This is a genomic window from Tenacibaculum sp. M341 (assembly GCF_004337695.1).
GTDB lineage: Bacteria > Bacteroidota > Bacteroidia > Flavobacteriales > Flavobacteriaceae > Polaribacter.
Window position 1 is genome coordinate 198,785 of the sequence record NZ_SJXJ01000006.1, and the last position, 17,533, is coordinate 216,317.

General features: G+C 30.2%; 17 protein-coding genes and 1 tRNA gene. 9 read left to right on the plus strand and 9 right to left on the minus strand.

The features are described 5' to 3' along the window. Positions 1-3: 3 nt before the first annotated feature. Both EYW44_RS08760 and EYW44_RS08765 read right to left on the minus strand, forming a co-directional pair. The gene (locus EYW44_RS08760; protein ID WP_132723292.1) at positions 4-333 is read right to left on the minus strand and encodes a DUF4286 family protein; all 330 of its coding nucleotides are present in this window, start codon (positions 331-333) and stop codon (positions 4-6) included. A 93-nt stretch (positions 334-426) separates the two neighbouring features. Then, positions 427-2,127: a tetratricopeptide repeat protein gene (locus EYW44_RS08765; RefSeq protein WP_243643629.1), complete on the minus strand. Its 1,701-nt coding sequence runs from the start codon at positions 2,125-2,127 to the stop codon at positions 427-429. Positions 2,128-2,324: 197 nt separating this feature from the next. Here EYW44_RS08765 and EYW44_RS22155 point away from each other — a divergent pair, with 197 nt between their 5' ends. After that, on the plus strand, positions 2,325-2,468 hold the full coding sequence (locus tag EYW44_RS22155; RefSeq protein WP_165872187.1) for a hypothetical protein: 144 nt from the start codon (positions 2,325-2,327) through the stop codon (positions 2,466-2,468). Between the two features lie 79 nt (positions 2,469-2,547). Here the strand turns inward: EYW44_RS22155 and serS are convergent, their stop codons facing one another. Beyond that, on the minus strand, positions 2,548-3,822 hold the full coding sequence (gene serS / locus EYW44_RS08770) for a serine--tRNA ligase (protein ID WP_132723294.1): 1,275 nt from the start codon (positions 3,820-3,822) through the stop codon (positions 2,548-2,550). Positions 3,823-3,879: 57 nt separating this feature from the next. Further along, complete coding sequence (locus EYW44_RS08775) at positions 3,880-4,812, minus strand: bifunctional riboflavin kinase/FAD synthetase (protein WP_132723295.1); 933 nt, start codon at positions 4,810-4,812, stop codon at positions 3,880-3,882. A gap of 183 nt (positions 4,813-4,995) precedes the next feature. Between EYW44_RS08775 and EYW44_RS08780 the strand changes: the two genes are divergently transcribed. Both EYW44_RS08780 and EYW44_RS08785 read left to right on the plus strand, forming a co-directional pair. After that, entirely contained in the window at positions 4,996-7,821 is a 2,826-nt protein-coding gene (locus EYW44_RS08780) for a TonB-dependent receptor (protein ID WP_132723296.1), read from the plus strand. A gap of 13 nt (positions 7,822-7,834) precedes the next feature. Then, on the plus strand, positions 7,835-9,511 hold the full coding sequence (locus tag EYW44_RS08785; protein WP_132723297.1) for a G-D-S-L family lipolytic protein: 1,677 nt from the start codon (positions 7,835-7,837) through the stop codon (positions 9,509-9,511). A 164-nt stretch (positions 9,512-9,675) separates the two neighbouring features. On the opposite strand, the gene EYW44_RS08790 is transcribed toward EYW44_RS08785, so the two are convergent. Further along, positions 9,676-10,236: a DUF3109 family protein gene (locus EYW44_RS08790; protein WP_132723298.1), complete on the minus strand. Its 561-nt coding sequence runs from the start codon at positions 10,234-10,236 to the stop codon at positions 9,676-9,678. Between the two features lie 93 nt (positions 10,237-10,329). On the opposite strand from EYW44_RS08790, the gene EYW44_RS08795 reads away from it, so the two are divergent. Both EYW44_RS08795 and EYW44_RS08800 read left to right on the plus strand, forming a co-directional pair. After that, positions 10,330-10,914 (plus strand): MarC family protein, encoded by a 585-nt coding sequence (locus EYW44_RS08795; protein ID WP_132723299.1) that lies wholly within the window; start codon positions 10,330-10,332, stop codon positions 10,912-10,914. Next, positions 10,914-11,519 carry an FAD-dependent oxidoreductase gene (locus EYW44_RS08800; protein ID WP_207893763.1) on the plus strand — a complete coding sequence of 202 codons (606 nt, stop codon included), beginning with the start codon at positions 10,914-10,916 and terminating at the stop codon, positions 11,517-11,519. The genes EYW44_RS08795 and EYW44_RS08800 overlap by 1 nt, the downstream gene beginning before the upstream one ends. Before the next feature lie 83 nt (positions 11,520-11,602). On the opposite strand, the gene EYW44_RS08805 is transcribed toward EYW44_RS08800, so the two are convergent. The 3 genes from EYW44_RS08805 to EYW44_RS08815 all read right to left on the minus strand — a co-directional run bounded on the left by EYW44_RS08805 (position 11,603) and on the right by EYW44_RS08815 (position 13,635). Continuing rightward, on the minus strand, positions 11,603-11,938 hold the full coding sequence (locus tag EYW44_RS08805; protein ID WP_132723301.1) for a hypothetical protein: 336 nt from the start codon (positions 11,936-11,938) through the stop codon (positions 11,603-11,605). A 336-nt stretch (positions 11,939-12,274) separates the two neighbouring features. Continuing rightward, positions 12,275-12,952, minus strand: a complete 678-nt coding sequence (locus EYW44_RS08810) for a LytR/AlgR family response regulator transcription factor (RefSeq protein WP_132723302.1) — start codon at positions 12,950-12,952, stop codon at positions 12,275-12,277. Further along, positions 12,949-13,635: a sensor histidine kinase gene (locus tag EYW44_RS08815; RefSeq protein WP_243643630.1), complete on the minus strand. Its 687-nt coding sequence runs from the start codon at positions 13,633-13,635 to the stop codon at positions 12,949-12,951. Before EYW44_RS08815 ends, EYW44_RS08810 begins: the two co-directional genes overlap by 4 nt. A 475-nt stretch (positions 13,636-14,110) precedes the next feature. Here EYW44_RS08815 and EYW44_RS08820 point away from each other — a divergent pair, with 475 nt between their 5' ends. Then, the gene (locus tag EYW44_RS08820; RefSeq protein WP_132723304.1) at positions 14,111-14,998 is read left to right on the plus strand and encodes a thioredoxin family protein; all 888 of its coding nucleotides are present in this window, start codon (positions 14,111-14,113) and stop codon (positions 14,996-14,998) included. Between the two features lie 11 nt (positions 14,999-15,009). Continuing rightward, on the plus strand, positions 15,010-15,375 hold the full coding sequence (locus EYW44_RS08825; protein ID WP_132723305.1) for a DUF1573 domain-containing protein: 366 nt from the start codon (positions 15,010-15,012) through the stop codon (positions 15,373-15,375). 56 nt (positions 15,376-15,431) lie between these two features. On the opposite strand, the gene EYW44_RS08830 is transcribed toward EYW44_RS08825, so the two are convergent. Continuing rightward, positions 15,432-16,379: a calcium/sodium antiporter gene (locus EYW44_RS08830; RefSeq protein WP_132723306.1), complete on the minus strand. Its 948-nt coding sequence runs from the start codon at positions 16,377-16,379 to the stop codon at positions 15,432-15,434. Positions 16,380-17,145: 766 nt separating this feature from the next. Between EYW44_RS08830 and EYW44_RS08835 the strand changes: the two genes are divergently transcribed. Together EYW44_RS08835 and EYW44_RS08840 are read left to right on the plus strand one after the other, a co-directional pair. Beyond that, a complete protein-coding gene (locus EYW44_RS08835) occupies positions 17,146-17,367 on the plus strand; it encodes a putative signal transducing protein (RefSeq protein WP_132723307.1) in 222 nt (73 codons plus the stop codon). Between the two features lie 50 nt (positions 17,368-17,417). After that, positions 17,418-17,491: transfer RNA gene (locus tag EYW44_RS08840), tRNA-Arg, on the plus strand. Positions 17,492-17,533 lie beyond the last annotated feature (42 nt).

A 17,533-nucleotide genomic window follows, 5' to 3' on the forward strand; every position in this document is an offset into this window, starting at 1 on the left:
TTTTTAATTGTTTGAAATGGTAGGATAAAATTCATTAATAACTTTTAATTCTGTTCTAAAAGCTACCATTTTATCAGCAAACCTTTTCATACCATCAGATTGAAGTTTTGGAGCATCATATTTGTAATAATTATCCAAATCTTCTCTAGTCTTTGCTGTGTATTGAATAGAATATGTAACTCCTCCCATCTCTTCTTCTACTAAAACTTCAGTCATTTTAGCACTAATAAATTTACCAGTCGCTAAAACATCAGGAATATGATCTTCAATCCAGTTTAACCATTCATCATGAACACTCTCTTCTATGTTAACTGTTACATTGTATATATACATACGTTAGTATTAATTTATTTGAAATATTTTTATGTTTAATTTTTTTCAAAGAAACAACAATTTAATGAACTGCTATGCTTTGTAAATTCTAGTTTAAATAGTATCACCTCTTAATTTTCGATATCTCTTTCTGGCATCTACTAAGTAAATGCTCGAAGGATAATTAAAAACAATTTTTTGATAATACTCTTTTGCTTTTTCTACATCATCCAATTTGTTTTCATAAAGTTGTGCCATTAAATAATAAGCATCATCTACTAAAATACCTTGATCATCTATTTCAATAATGCTTAAGTAATTGGTAATAGCTTTGTCGTATTTTTTACTTTTTGAAAATAATTCGGCTTGTTTAAACAAAGCTTCGTCTTCAATAGGTTGGCCTTTGTATTTATTTAGTATAGTATTAAGTATACTTATAGCTGCCGTATCTTTATTTTGATAAGCTAATAAATCAGCTTTGGCATATAATTTTAATCCAGAAGGAATACTATCCTGAGGTTGGTTATCAGAAATTGTTAAAAACAAGTCTGCAGCGTCATTTGCGATTAATTGGGTAGCAGAACCCTTTAAAACTTTTAACTGTGCTTTAGCCCATTTAAAATCGCTTTTAAAGTAAGAAGTTTGTGCAACTTTAAAACGAGCTTTCTGTCCTAATTCATGATTTTTAAATCGAGTTTGAACTTGAGAAAAGTAGATTAAGGCTTTATTAAAGGTGTTTTGATATACAAGTACATCAGCAAGCTTTAATTGTGCTTCTGCTTTTTGATATTTATTTACAGAGAATTTCAACGCTTTTTCAAGAGTGTTTTTAGCTTTTTCAGGTAAGTTTTTATTAAAAGTTAAATAATCAGCATATAAAACCTGAATAGCAAACGTACCTCTATCAATACCGTATTCTGTAAATGTTTGTTGAAACTTTTGTTCAGTTTCCGGATCATTGGTTTTTACCGCAATTTGTAAATTCATTAAAATTGCATGAAATTTATCTCCATCATGATCTGTGTTTTCAATTACATAATCAAAACACTTTTTAGCACTTTCAAACTCATTATCGTCAAAAGCAATCTGACCTAATTCATGAATTTGAAATAATGATTCAGAATTCCTTTGATACAATGCTTTTTTTTGAATGAAAGCTTTCCCATAGTCTTTTTGTTTGATAAATAACCAACTTAATAAATCATTCCAAACATCTTTTGGATTACTTGCTGATTTTCTAAGTAATGCTTTTTTGAATAAAATATTATTTGGGTCCTCTCCATCATCAGTTACATACCTTGCAGTATATCTTTTTACAGTGTTTAAGTAATTTTCATTGGTATCTAAATAATTTAAATACGATTCAAACATTAAATTAAAATCACCTTTCTCACCATAAATTTGTGCAATTTGAAATCCGTAATTCACATTTTCATTTTGTTTAGAAGCTTCACCATATGCCTCAATTGCCAAATCTAACTTACTGTAGTCTTTAAACATGCTGGCGATTATTGAACCATAACCGGATTTGTCTTTTATAGATTCAATTGCCTTTCTGTAATATTTTTCTGCTAAATCTGTTTTTTGCTGACGTTCGTAATTGTAACCTAAAAGAACGTTTAAGAAAGAAAGATTTTTTCTTTTAGAAAGTTTATCGGTTAGTAAGCTTTCTGCAAAATCAAAACGATTCATTTCTTGATAACACGATACTAATTTTTTTAAATAAGTTGTGTTGTACGGGCTTTTTTGAACAAGTTGTTTATAAAATTCAGCAGCTTTTTCATATTCATTATTTCTAAAATAATTTTCAGCCAAAGCAAATGTTGTTGATTGGCTATAAGAAAAAACACTGAAAACCAGAAATATAATTATAAGTATACGGTTTCTCATCAATCAAAAATAAGGAACTAAAATGTTAAAATTTAATTAAAAAGGCTGGATTTTTTGAAATCGCTGTAATATTTTGGCACGAACTTTGTCTTACTAGTAGAAACTAATACAACTTATCAATTATGAAAAACTTAGCGAAACAATACGAACAGGCAAATAACAGAGCAAAAGGTTTTATGAGAAACGGACAAATATCTCAATACTTTGAAGCTTTATTAGAAATGAATAAATACAAAAGATTAATGAAAGCAGTAATTGCTAATTAATGAAGATATATAAAAAAGAAACAGTAACCAGCGGCGCGCACTGATTACTGAATTTCTAAAATATTTATATGTTTATTTTTTAGTTAATCATATCAAAACCACAATAAGGAACTAATACTTCTGGTATTTTTATTCCTTCTTCTGTTTGATAGTTTTCTAAAATAGCAGCAAGTACACGAGGTAATGCTAATGAGCTACCATTTAAAGTGTGAACAAGCTGACTTTTTCCTTCACTATTTTTAAAACGTAATTTTAAGCGGTTTGCTTGAAATGTTTCAAAGTTAGAAGCCGAACTAATTTCTAACCAACGTTTTTGAGCAGTAGAGTATAACTCAAAATCAAAAGTTAATGCAGCGGTAAAACCTGTATCACCACCACACAAACGTAAAATTCTGTAAGGTAAATTTAACTCTCTTAAAATACCTTTAATATGCTCAACCATTCCATCTAAAGCATTATAAGAATTATCAGGGTGTTCAACTCTAACAATCTCAACTTTATCAAACTGGTGTAAACGATTTAATCCACGTACATGTGCACCATAACTACCAGCTTCTCTACGGAAACAAGGAGTATAACCAGTAACGGTGATAGGTAAATCAGAAGCCTTTACTAAATCACCACGAAATAAATTCGTCATTGGTACTTCAGCAGTCGGTATTAAATATAAATCATCACCAGTAACATGATACATTTGTCCTTCCTTGTCTGGTAACTGACCTGTACCAAAACCAGAAGCTTCATTTACTAAATGAGGAACCTGTATTTCTTTGTAACCAGCCTGTGTGTTTTTATCTAAAAAGTAATTAATTAAAGCACGTTGTAATCTAGCACCTTTACCTTTGTATACAGGAAAACCAGCTCCAGTAATTTTAGAACCTAAGTCAAAATCAATAATATCATACTTTTTAGCCAATTCCCAGTGAGGTAAAGCATTTTCGTTTAACTCAGGTATTGTTCCTTCAGAAAAAATTTCTTCATTATCCTCTTCGTTTTTTCCTGCTACTACAGAGCTATGAGGTACATTAGGAATTTGATATAATAATTCTTGAAGCTTATCAGAAGCCGTATTTAATTCTTCTGCAAACTTTTTAGACTGTTCTTTTAACTGACCTGTTTTTTCTTTTAAGATATTTGCTTTTTGAACTTCACCAGCTTTAAAAAGACCTCCAATTTCTTTGGATAGTTTATTCGATTCAGCTAAAACATTATCTAATGAAACTTGAGTGGAACGTCTTAAATCATCTGTTTTTAAAACTTCCTCAATAATTTCGCTTGCATTAGCGAAACTTCTTTTAGCTAATCCATCTAAAACAACTTGCTTGTTTTCTCGAATAAACTGAACTTGTAACATGATTTTTTAATTTTAAACGACAAATATAAAAGATGCCTAACACTTAAACAATCACACTTACATATTATTCTGAATATAATTTAAAGAAGTTTTTTTGTCTTGAATAAGTTGGTTTTTTAATGCAGCTACCGAGTCAAATTTTTGTTCTTCTCTAATAAAATATAGAAGCTCAATTTTTAAATTGGTGTCGTACAAATCATTACTGAAATCAAAAAAATGAACTTCAATAGTTTGTTCAGTACCATCAACAGTAGGTCTATTTCCAATATTCATCATTCCATAAACAGTTACATTCTTTATCGTAGACTTTACAATGTATACCCCACTTTTTGGAATTAATTTATATGATTCAGAAATACTAATGTTTGCAGTAGGAAATTCAATTTTAGATCCTAGTTGTTCTCCCTTTACTACTTTTCCTTCTAAAGAATAGGAATATCCTAAATATTTATTGGCAGTTTTTAATTCTCCATTTAATAAAGCTCTACGTATTTTAGTAGAACTTACAGATACACTATCTATGTCTTGAGCAGGAATTTCTTCTACAGAAAAGTCGTACAAATAAGAATATTCAGTGAGTTGTTCAATATTACCTTCTCTATTTTTTCCGAAATGATGATCGTATCCAATAATTAATTTTGAAGTATTTAATTGGTTTACTAAAATATCTCTAACAAAATCTAAGGCAGTCAAACGAGAAAACTCTTTACTAAAAGGATGAATAATCAAATAATCCAAACCTAATTCTTCAAGTAATAACTTTTTTTCTTCAATGGTATTAATTAATTTGATGGAAGCTTCTTTTTGAAGCACCATCCTTGGATGAGGAAAAAATGTAAGTAATACTGATTTTTTTTTGTCAGCTTTAGCTTGAGCAATTAAATCTTTTATTATTTTTTGATGCCCAATATGTACACCATCAAAAGTCCCTATAGTAACATAAGTTTTTTGAGTGGGAGTAAAGTCAAAAATAGAATGGACTGTTTCCAATATTAAAAATAATTTCTACAAAGTTACAAGTAAAAATAACAATATTTCATGTTTAGCTATAAAATGCGATAATGTTAAAAAAACAGCGGTTTTTGCATCAAAAAACAAGAAAAACACTTAAAATATTTTATGAATGAAAAAAAATTGTATTTTGCGATACAGTTAACAAATTTATATTAGATTATGATGAAAAAATTATTATTGGCTGCGTTTACGTTGTTCGGTAGCTCATTAATGATTGCACAAACTACCATTACAGGTACGGTTAATGATGCATCACTTGGTGGGCCCCTTCCTGGAGCAAATATTAAAGTTTCTAGGAAATTGGTAGGTACCACTACGGATTTTGATGGAAAATTTACATTGACAGTCACTGATACTCCCCCATTTGTGATAGAGATTTCTTCGCTAGGATATCAAACAGAAAAAGTAGAGATTACTAAAAACAATCAAGAAGTTACAGTTAGTCTTAAAGAAAATGCTACTGCCTTAGATGAAGTAGTAATTTCAGCATCAAGAACTCCTGAAAGAATTATGGAGTCTCCAGTAACTATTGAACGATTTGATTCAAGAGCTATTAAAAATACTTCATCGCCTTCTTTCTATGATGGTTTAGAAAATTTAAAAGGTGTAGACATTAATACAAGTAGTTTAACATTTAAATCTGTTAACACTCGTGGTTTTGCTTCTTTTGCAAATGAGCGTTTTGTTCAGTTAGTAGATGGAATGGATAACGCTTCTCCAGCATTAAACTTTGCTTTAGGTAACTTATTAGGATTATCTGAATTAGATGTGAAGAGTGTTGAGATTCTTCCGGGTGCTTCTTCTGCATTATATGGAGCAAATGCATTTAACGGTATTATGTTAATGACTAGTAAAAGTCCATTTGATGATCAAGGAATTAGTTTTGTATTCAAAACAGGTTTAACTAGCCAACAAGCTGCTGGTAATAATGAGTTTTACGACACTAGTATGAGAATGGCTTATGCTTTTGATGAAAAGTTTGCTGCTAAAGCAAGTTTATCTTTCTTAAAAGGTGAGGAATGGCATGCAACTGATTACAGAAACACAAATGGTGTAGGTAACGGATACAAGTCAGGAGATAGAGAAAGCGATTTAGCCTATGATGGTGTGAACGTTTATGGTGATGAGGTTGTTACAAATATTAGAACTGCTTCTGGATTAGGTGTTATTCCAGATGTTAGAGTAAGTAGAACAGGATATAATGAAGTTGACTTAATGAGTAATGAAGCTAAGAGTGTAAAATTTGGAGGTTCATTACACTATCGTCCATTAGGAAATGATAGAGTAGAAATTATTTGGAATTCTAAATTTGGTAGAGGTAATACTATTTACCAAGGACAAAACAGATATAATATTGCAAACTTCTTTATGCAACAACATAAATTAGAAGTAAGAGGAAAAAGTTTCTTCGTAAGAGGTTACTATACTTTAGAAGATGCAGGAGACTCTTATGATACTCGTTTCGCTGCTATTAATATTAACAGACAATGGAAGTCTGACGAAGATTGGTTTGGTGATTATATTCAAACTTTCGCAGGTATCGCATTATCAGGAAACCCATTAGGTCTTACAGAAGCTCAAATGCATGCACAAGCAAGAGCTGCTGCAGATACTGGTCGTTTAATTCCTGGTACTCCTGGATTTCAAGCTGCTTTTGATAGAGTTACTTCAGATCCTGATTTAAGTAGAGGAGCAAGATTTAGAGATGAAACTGGTTTATATCATGTAGATGCAAACTTAAACTTACGTGATTATATCGATTGGGCAGAAGTTCAATTTGGAGGTTCTTTCCGTCAATACCAATTAAATTCATTCGGAACAATCTATACAGATGCTGATGGAGGAATTGATTATGATGAATATGGTTTATATTCTCAAATTCAAAAGAAAATGATGGATGATAGATTAAAGTTTACAGGATCTATCCGTTACGATAAAGCAAGAAACTTTGATGGAAACTTTTCTCCGAGAGTATCTTTAGCGTATGCAGCTGGTGAAAGTAAAAACCATAACTTTAGAGTTTCTTACCAAACAGGATTTAGAAATCCAACTACTCAAGATCAGTACATCGGTTTAAATACTGGTGCAGGATTTTTAGTTGGTACTGCTGAAGATAACTTAGATAGATTTTCTGCTGATGTAAATGGATTTACATTTACAGGTAGAGATGCATTTACAAATTCTTTTACTGTAAATTCATTAACAGCTTTTAGTGAAGCAGTTACTAATTCTATTGCAGGTGGATTATCTCCTCAAGATGCTGCTGTAGCTAATTATGGAATATTAGAGAAATCTGATTTTGATTTAGTAAAGCCAGAAAAAGTAACTTCTTTTGAGGTTGGATATCGTGGTGCTTTACCAGTAGGGGAGAATAAATTAGGTGTTGATTTTAGTGCTTACTACAACGATTATGAAGATTTCATCGCTATTAAGAACATTGCTGTTCCTTTATATGGTACTGCTGGTGCAGCAATTACTACTACTGAAGGGCAACAAGCTTTAGCGGCAATTACTAATGAAGATTTTGCTCCTGTAGGGTTTAGAACAAATTCTGAAGCAGATATTAGTTCATACGGTATTGGTTTAGGTTTGAATACAAAAATATTTAATGGATTTAATGTTGGTTTAAACTATACATGGTCTAAGTTTGATTTCGATCAATCTTCTGATCCTGATTTTGAAGCTGCATTCAACACTCCAGAACATAAAATTAAACTTCAGTTAGGTAAAACAGATTTATTCAAAAACTTCGGATTTAATGTAAGTGGTAGATGGCAAACTGATTATTACTGGCAATCTAGTTTCTTAGAAGGGCAAGTTGATGCTCGTACTGTAATTGATGCTCAAATCAATTATAAAATTCCTAAGTGGAAGTCAGTTGTAAAGTTAGGTGGTGCAAACTTAACAGGTCAAGAGTACTTTAGTGCACCAGGTATTGGAGCAATCGGTTCTCAGTATTTTATTTCTTGGACTATTAACAATTAAAAAGATGAAAAAAATGAAATTTAAATATAGTTGGTTGCCTTTTGTTTTATTAGGTTTAACTGCATGTGATGTGAATAATGATTTGGATCCTATAGTTGATCCGGTAGTTGAGGTTGAAACTGTACCATTAAATGTAAATGGATTAGATTTCTCTAATTATGTATCTGTTGGAGCTTCTTTTACAGCTGGTTTTACAGATAGTGCACTTTTTATTGCAGGACAAGAAGATTCTTTTCCAAATACTTTAGCTAAAAAGTTCGCTATGGCTAATGGAGGTACTTTTGTGCAGCCATTAATGAGCGACAATGTTGGAGGTATTTTAGTTGGTGGAACAGTAGCTCAAGGACCAAGATTGTTTTTTGATGGAACAGGTCCTGCTTCTTTAGGTACATTAGGAGCTACACCTTCAACAGAAACATTAATGCCAGTGGCTGGACCAATAAATAATTTTGGTATTCCAGGAGCAAAAAGTTTTCATTTTGTGGCTTCAGGATACGGTGCTGCTGCAGCTTTACCTAATGCGAATCCTTATTTCGTAAGAATCGCTTCAAGTCCAACCGCTACTGTTGTTGGAGATGCTGTTGCAACAAATCCTACTTTCTTTACTTTATCTGAAGTAGGAGGTAATGATGTTTTAGGTTATGCTTTAGCAGGGGCTTCAGGTGTTGACCAAGATGCAGCAGGTAATTTAGATCCTTCAACTTATGGATCAAATGATATGACAAATGCAGATGTTTTTGCAAATGTATTTTCTAATATCGTAGATGCAATGACTGTAGGAGGTGCTAAAGGAGTTGTAACTAATGTACCATATGTAGAGTCATTAGCACATTTTACTACTGTACCTTACAACCCATTAGATCCTACTGCTGATACAGATGCAGGAACTCAATTAGCAGGTCAAATTCCATTATTGAATAATGTTTTTGGTGCTATTAATCAAGTGTATACTGGCGCAGGTCAGCCAGAAAGATCTATAATTTTTGCTGATGATGCTACAAATCCATTAGTGATTTTTGATGAAGATGCTACAGATTTAACAATGGCTATTACAGCAAGCTTATCTGCGTCTCCAACGTTTATTCCTTTTGTTGAGTCTTTAGGTTTACCAGCTGCTGCTGCTCCATTAGTAGCTCAGTTATTAGGACAACAATATGGTAAAGCAAGATCGGCTACAGAAGATGACTTATTTGTGTTAACAAGTAGTTCTGTTATTGGAACAGTTAATAATACCCACGCTGCTGGTTTAATAGCTACAAGTGGTGGGCTTTTACCTGCAACTTTAGCAGGACAGTTTTCTGCAGAAGGAATTACACTTCCTTTAGGTGATCAGTGGGTATTAACTCCACAGGAGCAAGAAGCAATTAAAGAAGTTACTGACAAATATAATGTAACAATTAAAGCTGTTGCAGATGCTAAAGGTTTAGCATTTGTAGATTTTAATGCATTATTACAATCTGCTGCAACAACTGGTTTACAATTTGATCAGTTTGTATTAAATACAAGTTTAGTTACTGGAGGTTTAATTAGTTTAGACGGAGTGCATTTAACTGGTAGAGGTTATGCATTGTTAGCTAATAAATTCTTAGAGTCTATTGATAAAGCTTACGGAAGTAACTTTACTAGTGCAACTAATGGTTTAGCAAATGCATTAGACTATCCAACAAACTATTCACCAACGTTACAATAATGCTCTTTAAGTATTATCTATTTTAATCAAGTGAAAATGAAAGCTGCCTATTTAGGCAGCTTTCTTATTTATAAAAATGTTTTAGTTATTGTTAAAGCAAGTCTTTTTTAGGAAAGAAGAAATTTGCTTCATTAGCTTTTTTAAGGTGTTTTTAAGTAGTGAAATTACTTTTGAGCAACTTTCTCTAGCTCCATGTACCAATTCTCTCCAAATCGTCTAATAAGAGCTTCTTTTAAAAATTTATAAACTGGTACCTGTAATTCTTTTCCTAAAGAACAAGCATCGTCACAAATATCCCATTTATGGTAATTCACAGCAGCAAATTCAGAGTAATCTTTTACTCTTACTGGATATAAATGACATGAAATAGGTTTTTTCCAGTCAATAATATTTTTGTTGTAAGCTTCTTCAATACCACACAAAGCAGTTCCTTTATCATCAAAAGTAACATAGGCGCATTCTGCATGATTTACCAAAGGGGTTTCTAATTCTCCAAAATCACTTGTTATTGAAGTCCCTTGTTCTTCAATAGCTTCAATCCCTTCTTTGCGTAAAAAAGGTTTTACTTTTGGGTAAATTTCTTTTAAAATTTTAACCTCTTCCTCATCAAGTGGAGCTCCAGCTTCACCCTGAACACAACAGGTTCCTTTGCATGCCGATAAATTGCAAACAAATTCCTTTTCTATAATATCTTCTGAAACGATTGTTTTTCCTAATTGAAACATGGGACAAAAATAAAGTTATTTTTAGTACATTTAATTGAATTAAGTGTACTTTTGATTTAAAGCAATTAATATTTAAAATTAAACTAAATAGAGATGAGCGAAAATTTAAATGAAATTTTTACCGTATTTATGGTTTTGTTTGCGGTAATAGATATTGTAGGTAATATACCTATTATCATTGATTTACGAAATAAGGTGGGGCATATTCAATCTGAAAAGGCTTCTATTATTGCAGGAATTATTATGATTGTGTTTCTGTTTGTTGGTGAATCGTTATTAGGTTTTTTAGGAGTAACTGTTCACTCTTTTGCCGTGGCAGGTTCTTTTATCTTGTTTTTTATTGCTCTTGAAATGATTTTAGGAATTACTCTTTACAAAGAAGATGATGACGATGCGTTAAATGCTTCGGTTTTTCCTATTGCTTTCCCTTTAATTGCTGGTCCTGGTAGTTTAACTACTTTATTATCGTTAAAAGCAGAGTACAGTTGGGAGAATATCTTAGTAGCTATTTTGCTAAATGTACTTTTAATTTATGTTGTTTTGAAAACATCTAGTCGAATAGAGAAGATGATTGGACCTAACGGTATTAAAATAATTAGAAAGATTTTTGGGGTGATTTTATTAGCTATTGCAGTTAAAATTTTCGCAAGTAACTTACCGCAATTATTGCCTAAATAATGTTTGATGTTTTAATCATTGGAGGTGGTGTTGCAGGTATGCAGTGTGCCTTAGTTTTAGGTTCTGCGGAACACAAAGCGTATGCAGAAGGAAAAAAAATAGGAATAATCTTACATCAAAGATCGTCACATTTACAAAACGCATTATTTAATAATGTTTTAGGTTTGCCCAAAGGAACGTTAGGTAGTGATATTTTAGATGAAGGCAAAGACCAATTAAAAGAATTGTACCCTCATGTAACGCAAATTGAAAAAGAGAAAGTAGAAGCTGTTTTAGATAATGATACAGGGTATAAGGTAATAACTAACAAGGAAGAATACAGCGCAAAAATGGTGGTGGTTGCTTTAAACTATGCCAAACCATTTGAAATTGTTGGTTTAGAAAGATATGTTGAAAGACATTCTAGAGCTAACCCAATGAAAGATAGAATTCAACTAAGAAATTTTAATCATTTAATTAAAGATGGATTGTATGTTTGTGGAACCATCGCTGGCTGGAGAAGTCAATTTGCAATAGCAGCCGGTAGTGGAGCTTCTGTAGCTACTGATATTTTGACTTTATGGAACGATAATATATCTACAAAAGTTCACGATAAAATTTCCTAAATAAAATAGAATTATAGCATAAAAAAACGCCTTTTGTAATAAAAGGCGTTTTTCTTTTTAATAATGGGGATTTGTTCTGTCAATTACGACTTCTTAACGATTTTTAAAGGCATTTTATATATTCTTCCTTTAACAACAGCTTTTGTAGAGATGTGCTTGTAATTTAAATGACTCTTTACATATGATTCTACATTAGTGTTATTAGAGTCTACATTTACGATAATAAGCTCTCCTCTATTATTGATTACAAACTCAACTGTTCCAGTTAAATTCTGATCTAAATCAAATTCAATATCTCCTAATAACTGAACGATTTCAGCTCTTAATTCAGATTTTGTTTCTTTTACAGGTTTTACATCATTAGCAAATGCGTTAAAACTAAATAATGTTGCGATTAAAATTACTGTAAGCTTTTTCATGATTATGTGTTTTTTCGGGTTTCTATTTTTTATTAAAATTTCTGATTCAAAAGTACCTCAGCATTCTAAAAAAACAACTTTTTTATTGTTAACAAAATGTGTTTTTTGAACCCTTTTTTATAGTCTTTTCTTGTTTCTTAACGTTAACTTTACATTGAATAATTATTAGTTTTTTTAGTTTTTTAATAGTTTATTTTTAATAAAAACAAGTAATTTGATGGTTTTGATTGAGGTTTTTATAATTTTTTAAGATGTAAAATTTAATTTGTTAAGTTAATTTTGCGTTTATAAAGCTAAAAAAGAAGATGTCTTTTTTAGCTTGTATAAGAGAAAAAACTATCTAAAAACTTTAAAAAAATCAGATTTATAAGTTCGTCCAATTGGAATTCTTTTTTTTGAAATATAAATTTCGTTTCCAGCTATTTTTTCAATGTAATTGGTGTTAACTATATATGATTTGTGTATGTGAAAGAAATGATGTGGAAGTTTTTCTTTCCAAGCTTTTAAAGTATCAATTATAATGTACTTTTTTTCTTTGCTAACAAAGGTTAAGTAGTTTCTATCTGATTCTATATATAAAATGTCATCAACAAATAACTTATGTAGTGCTTTATCAATATTTAAAAAAACATATTTATCCTCTGTAGAAGTTTCTTTAATAGTTGTTAGTTTCTTTATTTTTCTGATCGATTTTAAAAACCTATCAAAAGAAAAAGGTTTAACTAAATAATCAACAATCGTTTCTAGTTCAAAACTATCAAGAGCGTAATTAGGATAAGCAGTGGTAATAATTATATATGGTGGGTTTTGAATAGTTTTTATAAAATCAATACCAACAATGTCGGGTAAATTAATGTCGAGAAAAAGAAAATCAACGGTATTGTTTTTTAAGAAAGCATTGGCTTCTGTAGCTGTTTGAAAAGCTCCAATTAATTTAATATCGGGAATTTTTTGCAGAAAATTTTTCAAAATATTCTGAGCAGGTATTTCATCTTCAATTATAATGCAATTCATGATAAGACTAATTTTAGCTGAACTTTAAAACGATCGATCTTTTTTTCTATGTTTAAACTGTACTTATTTTTATAAAGTAAATTCAATCTCTTTTTTAAGTTATCAATTCCAATTGCACTTTTATTGTTGTTTTCGTCTTTCTGATTAAAGCTGTTTTCGCAAAAGCATTCTAATTTGTGTTCAGTAAGTTGAATTTTTATATTAATAGTGCTATGTATAGTACTATGTTTAAAAGCATTTTCAATAATAGTAATAAGTAACAATGGAGCAATTTGATGATTGTTTATGTTGATTACCTTATCATATATAACAGTTTTAATACCTTGAGTTCTTATTTTTTGAAAATCAATATAATTGTCAATATATTGAATCTCTTTATCTAACGGAATGTAATTTGCATTGCTTTCATAAAGCACATGCTTTAAGTTTTTAGAGAGTTTTAATATTAAAGAAGGAGTTTCTTCTGGTTTTTCAAAAGAGTACGAATAAATAGTGTTTAAGTTATTAAAAAGTACATGTGGGTTTATTTGTGATTTCAAAAACTTAAGTTCCATTGCTATTCTTTCTTTTTCTTTTTCTTGAATTTCCTTTTCCTTATCTAAATATTTAAAAAGTAACCATACAAATGAAAAGAAAATAAGAGGAACTATGGTCTGCCATAAATAATCACTTAAGCACTTCATAAATGTACATCCGCACTTTGTAAATACATTACAATATAGTTGTGTAGCCAAAAAGGAAATTAGAATGAATAGAACGGTGTAAATCACATAGCTTTTCTTTTTTACAAAATAAGGAAGTAGTATAAAGTTATTTAAATATACAATGCTAAAGAGAATTGATAAGTATTGTAAAAAAGGATTTTCTGACCAATAATATTCTGAAAATACAAATAATGAAATAAATATAAATAAGGTCCAAAATAAAAGATGAACCAGTATTTGTGATATGTGTTTTTTGATCCTGTTCATTGTGGTTATGAAAATACAGATTATACCATCTACAATCAAAAAATAAGGATATAATACATAAATGAAAGTACAAAATGCAGTTTGTACTTTGAAAACAAGCATTGGTACTTCTTTTTCTTAAGTAGGTGAACTTCTTTTTAATAGCCTAAATACGTCGATTAATTTAGCTGTAAATAAACAGAAAAACATGAAGAAAATAATATCGATTATCTGCTTTTTATCTATAAATGTGTTTTGTGCTGCACAAGGCGATGTAGTAGTAAATGATGGAAAAGGAAATAAAATGTTGTTAGGTAAAGTTAATAGAAAACATTTCGATTCAGATCATTTTGACTGGTTCTCTAAAAATTACAAGGCTTATTTAACTAACGATAAAATTATAAATAAGCTAAAAAAGGAATTATCAGCATACAAGATAAAAGCATTTTTTGGTTCGTGGTGTGGAGATAGTAAAAGAAATATTCCCATTTTTTATAAAATACTAGATGAAGCCAATTTTTCAGAAAAGAATATTGAAATATATGCTGTAGATAAGAAAAAGGAAGCGTATAAACAGTCTCCAAATCACGAAGAAAAAGGATTAAACATTCATAGAGTCCCTACATTTATATTATATAAAGAAGGAAAAGAAGTAAATCGTATTGTAGAACATCCTGTAGAAACTTTTGAAAGAGATTTGTTAAAGATTGTTGAAGGAGAAAGATATAGAGTTAAGTACAGTGCCGTTGCCTTTTTAGAAAAATTATTAACGCAACAGAAAGACAGTTTTCAGAAGAAAGAAAAAGAACTGGTAAGCTTTTTACCTGACATAGCGCAAGGGGTAAAAGAGTTGAATACGTATGGTTTTGTAAAGCTAAGAGCCAATAATAATGAAGAGGCAAAACTAATCTTTCAGTTAAATGCCAAAATGTACCCTAATCATTACATTCCTTATCAAAGTCTTGGATCTTATTACTACAAACAAAAAGAATATAAGAGAGCATTAAAAAATTTATATAAGTCATTAAGTGTATATGCTAATAATGAAAAAGCAAAAGAAATGATTCATGAAATAGAAGCTAGTATTAATAAATAACAATTTATATTATGAAAAAAGTACAATTATTATTCGGATTATTCTTTTTAGTAACAATGGTGATGTATTCACAGGAGTTTAAGTTTGAAGAAGAAACTATTGATTATGGTAAAATAGAATTTGGATCAGAAGGAATGAGAACTTTCGAATTTACCAATGTGGGGAATGCTCCTTTGATAATTAACCAAGTAAAATCATCTTGTGGTTGCGCAGTACCTAAAAAACCAGAAGCTCCTATTATGCCTGGTGAAAAAGGAGAAATTACAGTTGCGTATGATACTAAAAGACAAGGTGTTTTTTCAAAGGCAATTATTGTGTATTCTAATGCCAATACAGAAAGAAAAAGCCTAAAGATAAAAGGTGTTGTTGTAAAATAGAGGAAAGTTCTAAAAGTTATCGATTGGTGTAAAAACTAGATCGATAACTTTTATAACTATACAAATGCAAGAAAAACAAAAGCGGCGTATGTTAAAAACAATACTAACCCTTCAATTCTGCTTAACACATATTTTTTTAAGATAAATACCATTGGTAAAATCACAAAAGCAAATCCTAACATCCAAAAGATATCTCTGTTTAATATTTGAGGTTCTGTAACAGGTATTTCTTTTACAAGAGAAGTTAAACCAAGTACAGAAGCTATGTTGAAAATATTAGAGCCAATTAAGTTTCCTAATGAAATAGCTTTTTCGCCTTTAATAGCAGCAATTACAGAAGCAGCTAATTCAGGAACACTGGTTCCAATTGCAATCATAGTAATAGATATTACACCTTCACTTACCCCTACACTTTTAGCTAAATCTTTAGCGCCATCAACAAGTAACTCAGATCCAAAATAAAGTGCGGCGCCGCCAATAGCAAGCCATAACAATATTTTTCCATAACCAACAGAAGCTAATTTATCGTCAACCTCATCATCGTCTACAGTTTCTTTATCATTATTTGCCGATTTTATTAGAACAACCAAAAATACAATCAACCCAGAAAATAAAATAATTCCTTCTAATTGGCTTAATAAACTATCGTTTTGCAAAAAATAATATAAAACCAAAGAAAACAACATCATTACGGGCCAGTTCAGCTTATAAAAGCTTTTATCAACAGCAATAGGCCCAATAATTGCAGTAATACCTAAAACTAATCCAATGTTAGCAATGTTAGATCCAATTACATTATTAATAGCAATAGCAGGAGAACCATCTAAGGCAGCTTGTAAACTTACTAATAACTCAGGAGCAGAAGTAGCAAATGAGACTACTGTCATTCCTATCACCATTTTAGAAATATTCAATTTAAAAGATAAGCCAACAGAAGACCTTACTAAAAACTCTCCTCCAAGAACCAATAAAACCAATCCAATTAAAATGTAAGCGATACTCATGCTAAAACTTTTTTTTGCGAAGATATGAATTTAAAACGGCAACTTTTTCCGTGTAAAAATCAGTAAAAAACTGGAGTGTTTTTTTAAGTTAAAATTGACGCTAATTTTTTTTTGAAAAGATGAAATCGATAAAACAGGGGTGAAAAAAACATTTTTTTTCCTTTGCTTTTGAAAAAGTAAGTAAAAAATCCCTTTATTTCATTTCATTTACAAATGTTAATTGAAGTTATTTGTTTTAAATTAAAACTTTGTTGTAGGTGTTGTTGTTTTGATTTAAAACAATAAGTGTTTTTTTGTGTTCATATTGTAATTCAAATTCGTAAAATCTTTTCAAAGAGTTTGGTGGTGTGATTTCTTTCCAATTATATTAGAAAAACAATTTCGGAATTGAACTAATTATTAACATAAAAACTAACTATTAAAAATGCTTTTAATACTATTAAAACTAATTACAGATTTATTTAAACAACTATCAATTATTATAGAATCAATTTTTTGCTAACATTAAAAACGATAAGTAATATGAAAACTAATTTTGGAAACAATTATAACGAGATAAACAAGAAGTGGGAGAATTTGCTATAAATTGAAAAAGACACGAAAAAGAAGATAATTAAGAGAAAGAAACAAGAAAGAGAAGAAAAAGTTAAGGTGATGAATTGAAACTCATCACTTTTTTTATTATATTATATGACTGATATTTCTTAGTATAATTATACGTTTGAAAAGATCAGGTAGAGTTTTGTTAAATTTAAAAGGAATATTTATGAGTGCATTAAGAAAAATTTATTCAGGAACGTCTATATCGGTAAATAAGTTAGCTCACGTGCTAAATGACATTGGTATTTATTGTATTGTAAAGAATAATCAGGAATCTGCACGGTTAGCTGGTTTTGGAGCTCTAGGACAGTCGATTGACTTGTTAATTAATGAGCATGATTTAGAAAAAGCAACAAGTATTTTAAAAAATTTTGAAAAAGAATTCTAAAAAAGTTTTAACGGAAACAAAAAATAATATATATTTGCATCCGCAAAAACGGCCTCGTAGCATAACTGAATAGTGCACTTGATTACGGCTCAAGAGGTTGCAGGTTTGAATCCTGCCGAGGTCACAAAACCCTTTAAAACTTTAAGTTTTAAAGGGTTTGTTTTTG

What these genes read in the sequence shown, in the direction of transcription:
- EYW44_RS08835 (WP_132723307.1), top strand. Translation starts at nt 17,146, where the DNA reads ATGAGTGCATTAAGAAAAATTTATTCAGGAACGTCTATATCGGTAAAT.
- EYW44_RS08805 (WP_132723301.1), bottom strand. Translation starts at nt 11,938, where the DNA reads ATGAAAAAGCTTACAGTAATTTTAATCGCAACATTATTTAGTTTTAAC.
- EYW44_RS08795 (WP_132723299.1), top strand. Translation starts at nt 10,330, where the DNA reads ATGAGCGAAAATTTAAATGAAATTTTTACCGTATTTATGGTTTTGTTT.
- EYW44_RS22155 (WP_165872187.1), top strand. Translation starts at nt 2,325, where the DNA reads ATGAAAAACTTAGCGAAACAATACGAACAGGCAAATAACAGAGCAAAA.
- EYW44_RS08800 (WP_207893763.1), top strand. Translation starts at nt 10,914, where the DNA reads ATGTTTGATGTTTTAATCATTGGAGGTGGTGTTGCAGGTATGCAGTGT.
- EYW44_RS08790 (WP_132723298.1), bottom strand. Translation starts at nt 10,236, where the DNA reads ATGTTTCAATTAGGAAAAACAATCGTTTCAGAAGATATTATAGAAAAG.
- EYW44_RS08830 (WP_132723306.1), bottom strand. Translation starts at nt 16,379, where the DNA reads ATGAGTATCGCTTACATTTTAATTGGATTGGTTTTATTGGTTCTTGGA.
- EYW44_RS08825 (WP_132723305.1), top strand. Translation starts at nt 15,010, where the DNA reads ATGAAAAAAGTACAATTATTATTCGGATTATTCTTTTTAGTAACAATG.
- EYW44_RS08820 (WP_132723304.1), top strand. Translation starts at nt 14,111, where the DNA reads ATGAAGAAAATAATATCGATTATCTGCTTTTTATCTATAAATGTGTTT.
- EYW44_RS08785 (WP_132723297.1), top strand. Translation starts at nt 7,835, where the DNA reads ATGAAATTTAAATATAGTTGGTTGCCTTTTGTTTTATTAGGTTTAACT.
- EYW44_RS08810 (WP_132723302.1), bottom strand. Translation starts at nt 12,952, where the DNA reads ATGAATTGCATTATAATTGAAGATGAAATACCTGCTCAGAATATTTTG.
- serS (WP_132723294.1), bottom strand. Translation starts at nt 3,822, where the DNA reads ATGTTACAAGTTCAGTTTATTCGAGAAAACAAGCAAGTTGTTTTAGAT.
- EYW44_RS08760 (WP_132723292.1), bottom strand. Translation starts at nt 333, where the DNA reads ATGTATATATACAATGTAACAGTTAACATAGAAGAGAGTGTTCATGAT.
- EYW44_RS08815 (WP_243643630.1), bottom strand. Translation starts at nt 13,635, where the DNA reads ATGAAGTGCTTAAGTGATTATTTATGGCAGACCATAGTTCCTCTTATT.
- EYW44_RS08780 (WP_132723296.1), top strand. Translation starts at nt 4,996, where the DNA reads ATGATGAAAAAATTATTATTGGCTGCGTTTACGTTGTTCGGTAGCTCA.